The 14,397-nt window shown below is 70.1% G+C and carries 1 protein-coding gene; it reads left to right on the forward strand.

Features of this window, described 5'->3' with window-relative positions; all coding sequences use genetic code 11:
- Positions 1–69 precede the first annotated feature (69 nt).
- Entirely contained in the window at positions 70–14,385 is a 14,316-nt protein-coding gene (locus ABL843_RS26715; RefSeq protein WP_418117907.1) for an amino acid adenylation domain-containing protein, read from the forward strand.
- The last annotated feature ends 12 nt before the right edge of the window (positions 14,386–14,397 follow it).

Here is a 14,397-nt window from a genome sequence, read left to right on the forward strand (position 1 = left end):
TCTGCCTCTTCAGGTCGATCGCCTGCCTGCTGAAACCCATCTTCTAGTTCGGAACCTTCGATGATTCCCTTGTCTTTTGCGCAACGGCGGCTGTGGTTCCTCTACCAGATGGACGGGCCCACGCCCACCTACAACGTTCCGACCGTGGTGCGGCTCGAAGGGCGAATGGACGATGCCGCGCTGGAGATGGCGCTGGCCGATGTGGTGGCGCGCCACGAGAGCCTGCGCACGATCTTCTCGGACTCGGCGCAAGCGCCGGAACAACTCATCCTCGCGCCCGATGCCGCGCGCCCCGTCCTGCAGGTGGCATCGGCCAGCGATGCCACACTGGCACAACAGATTGCCGAGGCCTCCTCGTACGGCTTCAAGCTGAACAGCGAGATCCCGTTCCGCGCCTGGCTCTATCACCTGGACGAAGGGCGCCATGCGCTGCTGCTGCTGTGCCACCACATTGCCTGTGACGGCTGGTCATGGGCACCGCTGGCGCGCGACCTCTCCAGCGCCTATGCCGCGCGCTGCCAGGGCAAGCCTCCCGCATGGGAAGCCCTGCCGGTGCAGTACGCCGACTACACGGTCTGGCAGTACGAGTTGCTCGGCAGTGAAACCGATCCCGACAGCATCCTTGCCACACAGCTGCGCTACTGGGAGCACGCGCTCGCCGGTCTGCCCGAGCAGTTGGAGCTGCCCACCGACAGGCCGCGGCCGGCAATCCCGAGCTACCAAGGCCAGGACGTCCCGATCCGGCTCGATGCCGAACTGCACCAAGGGCTGCTGGCCCTGGCGCGCGAAGGACAGGCCAGCCTGTTCATGGTGCTGCAGGCGGCGCTGGCCACGCTGTTCACCCGCATGGGGGCAGGCACCGACATCGCCCTGGGCAGTCCCATCGCCGGTCGCACCGACGAGGCCCTGGACGATCTGGTGGGCTTCTTCATCAACACGCTGGTGCTGCGCACCGACACCTCGGGCAACCCCAGCTTCCGCGAGTTGCTCGCGCGCGTGCGCAACACCGACCTGGCCGCCTATGCGCACCAGGACCTGCCCTTCGGACGGCTGGTGGAGGCTTTGAATCCCACGCGCTCGATGGCGCGGCATCCGCTGTTCCAGGTGGCCCTGGTGCTGCAGAACAACACCCGCGCCAGCTTCGAGCTGCCCGGACTCACGGCGTTGAGCTCGCAGTCGCTGGAGTCGATCGCGGCCACATTCGATCTGTCGTTCGAGCTGCGGGAGCAGCGCGGCAAGGATGGATCGGCACAGGGCATGACGGGGCGGCTCGGGTTCGCCACCGACCTGTTCGACCGGCCCACCGTGGAGCAGTTCATGGCCCGCCTGCAGCGGGTGCTCGAAGCCATCGCCGCCGACCCCGCGCAGCCCATCGGACGCATCGAGATCCTCGCACCCGAGGAGCGACAGCAGATCCTCAGCGGCTGGAACGACACCACCCACCCCGTGGCCGAGGCCACCCTGCCCGCCCTCTTCGAGCAGCAGGCCGCGCGCACCCCGGAGGCCATCGCCCTCGTCTTCGAGGACCAGCGCCTGAGCTACGCCGAACTCAACGCGCGCGCCAACCAGATCGCCCACCACCTCATCGCTCAGGGCGTGGGACCCGAGCGCTTCGTCGCGCTCGCACTGCCCCGTTCGATCGAGCTCGTCGTCGGCCTGCTGGCCATCCTCAAGACCGGCGCAGCCTACCTGCCCCTGGACGTGGACTACCCCAGGGACCGCCTGGCCTTCATGCTCCAGGACGCAGCCCCCGCCTGCATGCTCAGCGACTCGGCCACCGCGCGGCTCCTGCCCGAGGGCGTACCCACCGTGCTGATGGATGCCCCAGACGTGCGCGAAGCCATCTCCTCCCGCTCCCGCGCCAACCCCACCGACTCCGAGCGCACGCGCCCCCTCACCCCCGCCAACCCCGCCTACGTCATCTACACCTCCGGGTCCACCGGCAGGCCCAAGGGCGTGGTCATCCCCCAGCAGAACGTCGTGCGGCTGCTGGGTGCCACCGAGCACTGGTATCGCTTCGGACCGGACGACGTCTGGACCATGTTCCACTCCCATGCCTTCGACTTCTCGGTCTGGGAGCTGTGGGGGCCCCTGCTTCGCGGTGGCCGCCTGGTCGTCATCCCCAACCTGCTGAGCCGCTCGCCCTCGGAGTTCCTGGCCCTGCTCGTGCGCGAGAAGGTCACGGTCCTGAACCAGACGCCCTCGGCCTTCTACCAGCTCATGCAGGCCGACCAGGAGCAGCCGCAACTGCGCGCGGGCCTGGCGCTGCGCTGCGTGATCTTCGGTGGCGAGGCCCTGGAGCTGCGCCGCCTGCAGGATTGGTACGACCGCCATGCGGACAACGCCCCGGTGCTGGTCAACATGTACGGCATCACCGAGACGACGGTGCATGTCAGCTACATCGCGCTGGACCGCCACATCGCCTCGGCCGAGGCCAACAGCCTGATCGGGCGTGGCATCCCGGACTTGCAGGTGTACGTGCTCGATGCAGCCCTGCAGCCCGTGCCCGCGGGCGTGCCCGGCGAGCTCTACGTCGCCGGCGCGGGCCTGGCTCGCGGCTACCTCAACCGCCCCGGCCTGAGCGCCGAGCGCTTCGTCGCCAACCCCCACGGCCCCGCGGGCAGCCGCATGTACCGCACCGGCGACCTCGCACGATGGCGCTCCGACGGCGTGCTCGACTTCCTCGGACGCGCCGACCAGCAGGTCAAGATCCGCGGCTTCCGCATCGAGCCCGGCGAGATCGAGGCCGCGCTCACCCGACTGCCCCACATCGCACAGGCCGCCGTCATCGCCCGCGAGGACTCTCCCGGCCACAAGCAGCTCGTGGGCTATGTGGTGGCCGAGTCCGCGGACTCGACCGTCGACACTGCCGCCCTGCGCCGCAGCCTGTCGGAGTCCCTGCCGGACTACATGGTCCCCGCGGCCATCGTGGTCCTGCCCGCTCTGCCGCTCACCCCCAACGGCAAGCTCGACCGCAAGGCCCTGCCGGCACCGGACTTCACCCCCCACAGCATCCGCGCCCCGCGCACCCCCCAGGAGGAGATCCTCGCGGCACTCTTCGCCGAGATCCTCCACCTCCCGCAGGTCGGCATCGACGACAACTTCTTCGACCTCGGCGGCGACAGCATCAGCTCCATCCAGCTCGTCAGCCGCGCGCGCAAGGCCGGACTGCTCATCACGCCGCGCAGCATCTTCCAGCATCAGAACGTGGCAGCACTCGCCACGGTCGCCGTGGCGCTGGATCGGCAGGACAGCAACAGTAACTTCGCCGCGTCCGGCCTCTCGCTGCTGAGCCTGAGCCAGCCGGAGCTCGAGCGCATCGAGCAGCAGCACCCCGCACTCGAAGACATCCTGCCGCTGTCGGCCCTGCAGCAGGGCCTGCTGTTCCACGCCATGTACGACGAGCACGAGGCCGACGCCTACGTCGTGCAGATGGCCTTCGAACTCACCGGCCCCCTGGACGCTGGCGCCCTGCACACCGCCGCCAGCGCGCTGCTGCAGCGCCACGCGCACCTGCGCGCCGCGTTCCTGCACCAGGACCTCTCCGAGCCCGTGCAGATCATCCCGCGCCAGATCACCCTGCCCTGGCAGGAGATTGATCTGAGCGACCTCGCGTCGGACCAGCAAGATGCCGAGCTCGCTCGTTGGCTCAAGGCGGATGCCTCTCGTCCCTTCGAACCGACACAGGCACCGCTGCTGCGCTTCGCGCTCATCCGCCTGTCCGCCCAGCGCGCTCGCTTCGTCTTCACCAGCCACCACATCCTGCTGGACGGCTGGTCCATGCCGATCCTGCTCAAGGAGCTGTTCGCGCTGTACGCCAGCCGCGGCAACCCCGCCAGCCTGCCTGCGGCCACGCCCTACCGCAACTACCTGGCCTGGTTCAAGCAGCAGGACCGCGCCGCCGCCGAGCAAGCCTGGCGCGACGCCCTCGCAGGCCTGCAGGAGCCCACCCGGCTGGTCACCACCCAGGCCTCCACCTCGGGGCGCCAGTCCTCCTTCGCCTTCAGCCTGCCGCAGGCTCTGACCGACGCCCTCACCCGCCAGGCTCGCCAGCACAGCCTCACCCTCAACACCCTCATGCAGGGCGCATGGGGCGCGCTGCTCGCGCGCCTGACCGGGCGCCAGGACGTGGTCTTCGGCATCACGGTCTCCGGACGCCCGCCCGAGCTCGCCGGCGTGGAGGCCATGGTGGGCCTGTTCATCAACACCCTGCCGCTGCGCCTGCAGTTCGAGTCCGACGAGCCTGCCGTGCAGGTCCTCGCACGGCTGCAGGACCAGCAGTCCTCGCTCATCGCGCACCAGCACCTGGGCCTGTCGGACATCCAGCGCATCAGCGGCTTCAGCACGCTGTTCGATACGCTGTTCGTCTTCGAGAACTACCCCGTGGACCCCAGGGGGCGCCAGCCTTCCTACAACGGCCTGGAGATCGCGCGTGCCGGGGGCAGCGGGGGCGACACCACCCACTACCCGCTGAGCATCGCGGTCGTCCCCGGTGCGCAGCTGCAACTGCGCGTGGGCTACCGCCCCGACCTGTTCGCGCGCGACGCGGTCGACCAGCTGGTGGGGCGCCTGCAGCGCGTGCTCGAAGCCATCGCCGCCGACCCCGCGCAGCCCATCGGACGCATCGAGATCCTCGCGCCCGAGGAGCGACAGCAGATCCTCAGCGGCTGGAACGACACCGCCCACCCCGTGGCCGAGGCCACCCTGCCCGCCCTCTTCGAGCAGCAGGCCGCGCGCACCCCGGAGGCCATCGCCCTCGTCTTCGAGGACCAGCGCCTGAGCTACGCCGAACTCAACGCGCGCGCCAACCAGATCGCCCACCACCTCATCGCTCAGGGCGTGGGACCCGAGCGCTTCGTCGCGCTCGCACTGCCCCGTTCGATCGAGCTCGTCGTCGGCCTGCTGGCCATCCTCAAGACCGGCGCAGCCTACCTGCCCCTGGACGTGGACTACCCCAGGGACCGCCTGGCCTTCATGCTCCAGGACGCAGCCCCCGCCTGCATGCTCAGCGACTCGGCCACCGCGCGGCTCCTGCCCGAGGGCGTACCCACCGTGCTGATGGATGCCCCAGACGTGCGCGAAGCCATCTCCTCCCGCTCCCGCGCCAACCCCACCGACTCCGAACGCACGCGCCCCCTCACCCCCGCCAACCCCGCCTACGTCATCTACACCTCCGGGTCCACCGGCAGGCCCAAGGGCGTGGTCATCCCCCAGCAGAACGTCGTGCGGCTGCTGGGTGCCACCGAGCACTGGTATCGCTTCGGACCGGACGACGTCTGGACCATGTTCCACTCCCATGCCTTCGACTTCTCGGTCTGGGAGCTGTGGGGGCCCCTGCTTCGCGGTGGCCGCCTGGTCGTCATCCCCAACCTGCTGAGCCGCTCGCCCTCGGAGTTCCTGGCCCTGCTCGTGCGCGAGAAGGTCACGGTCCTGAACCAGACGCCCTCGGCCTTCTACCAGCTCATGCAGGCCGACCAGGAGCAGCCGCAACTGCGCGCGGGCCTGGCGCTGCGCTGCGTGATCTTCGGTGGCGAGGCCCTGGAGCTGCGCCGCCTGCAGGATTGGTACGACCGCCATGCGGACAACGCCCCGGTGCTGGTCAACATGTACGGCATCACCGAGACGACGGTGCATGTCAGCTACATCGCGCTGGACCGCCACATCGCCTCGGCCGAGGCCAACAGCCTGATCGGGCGTGGCATCCCGGACTTGCAGGTGTACGTGCTCGATGCAGCCCTGCAGCCCGTGCCCGCGGGCGTGCCCGGCGAGCTCTACGTCGCCGGCGCGGGCCTGGCTCGCGGCTACCTCAACCGCCCCGGCCTGAGCGCCGAGCGCTTCGTCGCCAACCCCCACGGCCCCGCGGGCAGCCGCATGTACCGCACCGGCGACCTCGCACGATGGCGCTCCGACGGCGTGCTCGACTTCCTCGGACGCGCCGACCAGCAGGTCAAGATCCGCGGCTTCCGCATCGAGCCCGGCGAGATCGAGGCCGCGCTCACCCGACTGCCCCACATCGCACAGGCCGCCGTCATCGCCCGCGAGGACTCTTCCGGCCACAAGCAGCTCGTGGGCTATGTGGTGGCCGAGACCACCGGCTCGGCCTCGGACGCTGCCCTGGACACCCAGGCCCTGCGCCGCAGCCTGTCCGATACCCTACCCGAGCACATGGTCCCCGCGGCCATCGTGGTCCTGCCCGCTCTGCCGCTCACCCCCAACGGCAAGCTCGACCGCAAGGCCCTGCCGGCACCGGACTTCACCCCCCACAGCATCCGCGCCCCGCGCACCCCCCAGGAGGAGATCCTCGCGGCACTCTTCGCCGAGATCCTCCACCTCCCGCAGGTCGGCATCGACGACAACTTCTTCGACCTCGGCGGCGACAGCATCAGCTCCATCCAGCTCGTCAGCCGCGCGCGCAAGGCCGGACTGCTCATCACGCCGCGCAACGTGTTCCAGTGCCAAAACGTCGAAGCGCTGGCGGCAGTGTCAACACCCTTGGCGACGCCAGCTGCCCCCACGGATGTCGCTGCCGGGACCATCCCCGCAACGCCGATCATTCACTGGGTAATGGAGCGCGGTGGCCCGATACGCCGCTACAACCAGTCGATGCTGCTGCAAGCACCTGCGGACATGCAAGAGCATCATTTGGCCGCTGCCCTGCAGGCGCTGCTGACTCACCACGACGCACTGCGCATGCGCCTCGTGCCCGGCTGGCATCTGGAGATTCCCCCAGCGCCATCCTTCGAGGCCAGGGAGTACCTGCGCCGCATCGACACGATCGGCCTGCACGAGGACGGCCTTCGCATGCTCATCGCCGAGGCTTCGCGCGCAGCCGCCTCCCGCCTGGACCCCGAGGCCGGGCGCATGCTGCAGGCCACCTGGTTCGACGCCGGCAGCGCACAGCCCGGGCGCCTGCTGCTGACGATCCACCACCTCGCAGTGGACGGCGTCTCCTGGCGCATCCTCGTGCCCGACCTCGAACTGGCCTGGCTGGCCGCCCAGCGCGGCGAGCGCGCCGGGCTCGGGCCGCGCAGCAGCTCCCTGCGCCACTGGGCGCTGCGCCTGAACGCCGAGGCACTCTCCCCACGCCGGCTCGCCGAGCTGCCGCTGTGGCGCGCCATCGTGGACGCCGCGGACCCGCTGCTGTCGCACCGCGCGCTCGATGCCACCCGCGACACGGTCGCCACCGCCCGGCGCCTGACGCTGAGCCTGCCCACCACGCTCACCTCCGCACTGCTCACGCAGGTGCCCGCGCTCTTCCACGGCCGCATCAACGACGTGCTGCTCACGGCCTTCGCCCTGGCCGTGGCCCAGTGGCGGCGCAAGCGCGGCGGTGAGCACGCACCCGGTGTGGTCTTCGACCTCGAAGGCCACGGCCGCGAGGAGATCTTCGAGGACATCGATCTCTCGCGCACCGTGGGCTGGTTCACCAGCATCTTCCCCGTGCACCTGGACCTGCAGGGCATCGACCTCGATGATGCCCTGCGCGGCGGCGCCCACATGGGCCGTGCGCTCAAGCAGAGCAAGGAGCGGCTGCGCGCCCTGCCCGACAACGGCCTGGGCTTCGGGCTGCTGCGCTACCTCAACCCCGAGACGTCCAAGGTACTCGCGGGGGCCGCACCGCAGATCGGCTTCAACTACCTGGGGCGCTTCGCCGCCCCGCAGGCCCAGGACTGGGCCGCCGCACCGGAGGCCAGCGCCTTGGGTGGCGGCGGGGATGCGGAGGCGCCGCTGGCGCACGCGATCTCGCTGGACGCGCTCACGCGCGACAAGGCCGAGGGTCCCGAACTCCAGGCCTCCTGGGCCTGGGCCGGCGAGCTCTTCAGCGAAGCCGACATCCGCGATCTTGCCCAGGGCTGGTTCGACGCCCTCGCTGCGCTGGTCGCGCACGCCCAGCGCAGCGACGCCGGCGGCTTCACGCCCTCGGATTTCCCTCTCCTGAGCCTGAGCCAGCCGGAGCTCGAGCGCATCGAGCAGCAGCACCCCGCACTCGAAGACATCCTGCCGCTGTCGGCCCTGCAGCAGGGCCTGCTGTTCCACGCCATGTACGACGAGCACGAGGCCGACGCCTACGTCGTGCAGATGGCCTTCGAACTCACCGGCCCCCTGGACGCTGGCGCCCTGCACACCGCCGCCAGCGCGCTGCTGCAGCGCCACGCGCACCTGCGCGCCGCGTTCCTGCACCAGGACCTCTCCGAGCCCGTGCAGATCATCCCGCGCCAGATCACCCTGCCCTGGCAGGAGATTGATCTGAGCGACCTCGCGTCGGACCAGCAAGATGCCGAGCTCGCTCGTTGGCTCAAGGCGGATGCCTCTCGTCCCTTCGAACCGACACAGGCACCGCTGCTGCGCTTCGCGCTCATCCGCCTGTCCGCCCAGCGCGCTCGCTTCGTCTTCACCAGCCACCACATCCTGCTGGACGGCTGGTCCATGCCGATCCTGCTCAAGGAGCTGTTCGCGCTGTACGCCAGCCGCGGCAACCCCGCCAGCCTGCCTGCGGCCACGCCCTACCGCAACTACCTGGCCTGGTTCAAGCAGCAGGACCGCGCCGCCGCCGAGCAAGCCTGGCGCGACGCCCTCGCAGGCCTGCAGGAGCCCACCCGGCTGGTCACCACCCAGGCCTCCACCTCGGGGCGCCAGTCCTCCTTCGCCTTCAGCCTGCCGCAGGCTCTGACCGACGCCCTCACCCGCCAGGCTCGCCAGCACAGCCTCACCCTCAACACCCTCATGCAGGGCGCATGGGGCGCGCTGCTCGCGCGCCTGACCGGGCGCCAGGACGTGGTCTTCGGCATCACGGTCTCCGGACGCCCGCCCGAGCTCGCCGGCGTGGAGGCCATGGTGGGCCTGTTCATCAACACCCTGCCGCTGCGCCTGCAGTTCGAGTCCGACGAGCCTGCCGTGCAGGTCCTCGCACGGCTGCAGGACCAGCAGTCCTCGCTCATCGCGCACCAGCACCTGGGCCTGTCGGACATCCAGCGCATCAGCGGCTTCAGCACGCTGTTCGATACGCTGTTCGTCTTCGAGAACTACCCCGTGGACCCCAGGGGGCGCCAGCCTTCCTACAACGGCCTGGAGATCGCGCGTGCCGGGGGCAGCGGGGGCGACACCACCCACTACCCGCTGAGCATCGCGGTCGTCCCCGGTGCGCAGCTGCAACTGCGCGTGGGCTACCGCCCCGACCTGTTCGCGCGCGACGCGGTCGACCAGCTGGTGGGGCGCCTGCAGCGCGTGCTCGAAGCCATCGCCGCCGACCCCGCGCAGCCCATCGGACGCATCGAGATCCTCGCGCCCGAGGAGCGACAGCAGATCCTCAGCGGCTGGAACGACACCGCCCACCCCGTGGCCGAGGCCACCCTGCCCGCCCTCTTCGAGCAGCAGGCCGCGCGCACCCCGGAGGCCATCGCCCTCGTCTTCGAGGACCAGCGCCTGAGCTACGCCGAACTCAACGCGCGCGCCAACCAGATCGCCCACCACCTCATCGCTCAGGGCGTGGGACCCGAGCGCTTCGTCGCGCTCGCACTGCCCCGTTCGATCGAGCTCGTCGTCGGCCTGCTGGCCATCCTCAAGACCGGCGCAGCCTACCTGCCCCTGGACGTGGACTACCCCAGGGACCGCCTGGCCTTCATGCTCCAGGACGCAGCCCCCGCCTGCATGCTCAGCGACTCGGCCACCGCGCGGCTCCTGCCCGAGGGCGTACCCACCGTGCTGATGGATGCCCCAGACGTGCGCGAAGCCATCTCCTCCCGCTCCCGCGCCAACCCCACCGACTCCGAGCGCACGCGCCCCCTCACCCCCGCCAACCCCGCCTACGTCATCTACACCTCCGGATCCACCGGCAGGCCCAAGGGCGTGGTCATGTCTGTCGCACCGTTATTGAACCTGTTCTCCTGGCATGCAGGCATGGACAACGGGTCGGGCACCTCCATCGTCGCGCAGTTCACGTCGCTGAGCTTCGACGTCTCCGCGCAGGAAATCCTCTCGACGCTGTGCACCGGCAAGACGCTGGCCATCCCGACGAACGAGGTTCGAAGCGACACGTCCGATTTCTTGAAATGGTGCAAGAAGCACGGCGTGAGTGACTTCTTTATTCCGAACATCGTGCTCGATCTTCTGTGCGAGTCGGAATCCGAAGACCCCTTGAGCGATTCGCTCCGGGTGTTCCAGGCCGGCGAAGCGCTGCGGCTGAGCGCATCGGTCGCCAAGTCGTTCGCATGCCTGCCACAGCGGCGTCTGCACAACCACTATGGGCCGACCGAAACCCACGTCGTGACGGCATACGACCTTCCCGATGCAGTGAGCGAATGGCCTGCGGCTGCACCGATCGGCCGTCCGATCTGGAACACGCAGGTGTACGTGCTCGATGCGGCCCTGCAGCCCGTGCCCGCGGGCGTACCCGGCGAGCTCTACATCGCAGGCGCAGGCCTGGCTCGCGGCTACCTCAACCGCCCCGGCCTGAGCGCCGAGCGCTTCGTGGCCAACCCCCACGGCCCCGCGGGCAGCCGCATGTACCGCACCGGCGACCTCGCACGATGGCGCTCCGACGGCGTGCTCGACTTCCTCGGACGCGCCGACCAGCAGGTCAAGATCCGCGGCTTCCGCATCGAGCCCGGCGAGATCGAGGCCGCGCTCACCCGACTGCCCCACATCGCACAGGCCGCCGTCATCGCCCGCGAGGACTCTCCCGGCCACAAGCAGCTCGTGGGCTATGTGGTGGCCGAGACCACCGGCTCGGCCTCGGACGCTGCCCTGGACACCCAGGCCCTGCGCCGCAGCCTGTCCGATACCCTACCCGAGCACATGGTCCCCGCGGCCATCGTGGTCCTGCCCGCTCTGCCGCTCACCCCCAACGGCAAGCTCGACCGCAAGGCCCTGCCAGCACCGGACTTCACCCCCCACAGCATCCGCGCCCCGCGCACCCCCCAGGAGGAGATCCTCGCGGCACTCTTCGCCGAGATCCTCCACCTCCCGCAGGTCGGCATCGACGACAACTTCTTCGACCTCGGCGGCCACTCCCTGCTGGCGACCAAGCTCATCAGCCGCACCCGCTCCGCACTGGGCGTGGAGCTGGCCATCCGCACGCTGTTCGAGGCCCCCACCGTCGCGCAGCTTGCCCAGCGCCTGGGCGAGGACTCCACCGCCGCACGCACGCCCCTGCGCGCCCTGCCCAGGCCCGCGCAGCTGCCGCTGTCCTTCGCGCAACAGCGCCTGTGGTTCCTGCACCGCCTGGACGGCCCCAGCGCCACCTACAACATCCCCCTCGCACTGCGCCTGGGCGGCCCCCTCGATGCCGAGGCCATGGCGCAAGCCCTGTGCGACATCGCCGCGCGCCACGAGAGCCTGCGCACCGTGTTCCCCGACACGGACGACGTGGCCCAGCAGGTGGTCCTTCCACCGGAGGCCGCACGGCCTGTCCTGCAAGTGCTCGATGCGTCCGAGGCCACGCTGGCCGAGCAGCTCTCGCAGGCCGCCGGCCACGGCTTCGAACTTGCCCACGAGCTGCCGCTGCGCGCGTGGCTGTTCCGCCTCAACCCCCAGCAGCATGTCCTGCTGCTGCTGTGCCACCACATCGCCAGCGACGGATGGTCGCTCGCACCGCTGGCGCGAGACCTGTCCACCGCCTATGCCGCGCGCTGCCAGGGCAAGGCCCCCGCCTGGACGGCGCTGCCGGTGCAGTACGCCGACTACGCCCTCTGGCAGCGCGAGCTGCTGGGTGACGAGGCCGATGCCGACAGCACCGCAGCGCGCCAGCTGACCTACTGGCAGCAGACCCTGGCCGGACTGCCCGAGCAGCTGGAGCTGCCCACCGACAGGCCCCGCCCCGCCGTCTCCAGCTACCGCGGCCAGAGCATGGCGTTCACGATCCCCGCCGAGGTGCACCAAGGCCTGCTCGCCCTCGCCAGGGAAGGACAGGCCAGCCTGTTCATGGTGCTGCAGGCGGCGCTGGCCACGCTGTTCACCCGCATGGGAGCAGGCACCGACATCGCCCTGGGCAGTCCCATCGCCGGTCGCACCGACGAGGCCCTGGACGATCTGGTGGGCTTCTTCGTCAACACGCTCGTGCTGCGCACCGACACCTCGGGCAATCCCAGCTTCCGCGAGTTGCTCGCGCGCGTGCGCAACACCGACTTGGCCGCCTATGCGCACCAGGACCTGCCCTTCGAGCGGCTGGTGGAGGTGCTCAATCCCACGCGCTCGATGATGCGCCATCCGCTGTTCCAGGTGGCCCTGGTGCTGCAGAACAACGCCCGCGCCAGCTTCGAGCTGCCGGGACTGGTGGCCACGGGCGAGCCGGTGCGCAACCACACGGCCAAGTTCGACCTGTCCTTCGCCCTGTGGGAGCAGCGCGACAGGACCGGGCAGGCGCAGGGCATCGCCGCCCGGGTGGAGTTCGCCACCGACCTGTTCGAGCTGGCCACGGTGGAGCAGCTCGTGGCCCGCCTGCAGCGCGTGCTCGAAGCCATCGCCGCCGACCCCGCGCAGCCCATCGGACGCATCGAGATCCTCGCGCCCGAGGAGCGACAGCAGATCCTCAGCGGCTGGAACGACACCGCCCACCCCGTGGCCGAGGCCACCCTGCCCGCCCTCTTCGAGCAGCAGGCCGCGCGCACCCCGGAGGCCATCGCCCTCGTCTTCGAGGACCAGCGCCTGAGCTACGCCGAACTCAACGCGCGCGCCAACCAGATCGCCCACCACCTCATCGCTCAGGGCGTGGGACCCGAGCGCTTCGTCGCGCTCGCACTGCCCCGTTCGATCGAGCTCGTCGTCGGCCTGCTGGCCATCCTCAAGACCGGCGCAGCCTACCTGCCCCTGGACGTGGACTACCCCAGGGACCGCCTGGCCTTCATGCTCCAGGACGCAGCCCCCGCCTGCATGCTCAGCGACTCGGCCACCGCGCGGCTCCTGCCCGAGGGCGTACCCACCGTGCTGATGGATGCCCCAGACGTGCGCGAAGCCATCTCCTCCCGCTCCCGCGCCAACCCCACCGACTCCGAACGCACGCGCCCCCTCACCCCCGCCAACCCCGCCTACGTCATCTACACCTCCGGGTCCACCGGCAAACCCAAGGGCGTGGTCATCGCTCACCACAATGTCTGCAACTTCATGCGGTCCATGCAGGCAGAGCTGCGCCTGCAATCCACCGACCGGATGCTGGCCACGACAACCATCGGGTTCGACATCGCCGCGCTCGAGGTCTTCGTCCCTTTGCTCAGCGGCAGCAGCGTCACCATCGCTCCCCGCTCCGTCTTGCTGGACCCGTCCGCCCTGGCACAACGCATCGCCGAATCCGGCATCACGGTCATGCAGGCCACGCCCACACTGTGGCAGAGCCTGCTCTCCGCGACGGACACGCTGCCTGCCATTCACGTCCTTGTCGGCGGTGAGGCTCTTGCGCAGGAGCTGGCCTCGTCCCTGCACAGTGCGGGACGCAAGCTCACCAACCTGTACGGCCCGACCGAAACGGCGATCTGGTCAACGGCGGCCGAACTGCGCGACGCGAGCACCACGCCGCCCATCGGCGGCCCGATCTGGAACACGCAGGTGTACGTGCTCGATGCAGCCCTGCAGCCCGTGCCCGCGGGCGTGCCCGGCGAGCTCTACATCGCAGGCGCAGGCCTGGCTCGCGGCTACCTCAACCGCCCCGGCCTGAGCGCCGAGCGCTTCGTGGCCAACCCCCACGGCCCCGCGGGCAGCCGCATGTACCGCACCGGCGACCTCGCACGATGGCGCTCCGACGGCGTGCTCGACTTCCTCGGACGCGCCGACCAGCAGCTCAAGATCCGCGGCTTCCGCATCGAGCCCGGCGAGATCGAGGCCGCGCTCACCCGACTGCCCCACATCGCACAGGCCGCCGTCATCGCCCGCGAGGACTCTCCCGGCCACAAGCAGCTCGTGGGCTATGTGGTGGCCGAGTCCGCGGACTCGACCGTCGACACTGCCGCCCTGCGCCGCAGCCTGTCGGAGTCCCTGCCGGACTACATGGTCCCCGCGGCCATCGTGGTCCTGCCCGCTCTGCCGCTCACCCCCAATGGCAAGCTCGACCGCAAGGCCCTGCCGGCACCGGACTTCACCCCCCACAGCATCCGCGCCCCGCGCACCCCCCAGGAGGAGATCCTCGCGGCACTCTTCGCCGAGATCCTCCACCTCCCGCAGGTCGGCATCGACGACAACTTCTTCGACCTCGGCGGCCACTCCCTGCTGGCGACCAAGCTCATCAGCCGCACCCGCTCCGCACTGGGCGTGGAGCTGGCCATCCGCACGCTGTTCGAGGCCCCCACCGTCGAACAGCTGGCCCACAGGCTCAGCGAGGCGCCCGCCGCACGCAAGTCGTTGCGACCGATGCGCCGCGAGCAGCATCCCGATGCCAAGCAAGGAGCCTTCACGGCCTGAGCATCGCCAAGC

It is taken from the genome of Variovorax sp. 350MFTsu5.1 (assembly GCF_048302515.1).
In the GTDB taxonomy this organism is placed as follows: Bacteria; Pseudomonadota; Gammaproteobacteria; order Burkholderiales; family Burkholderiaceae_C; genus Variovorax; species Variovorax guangxiensis.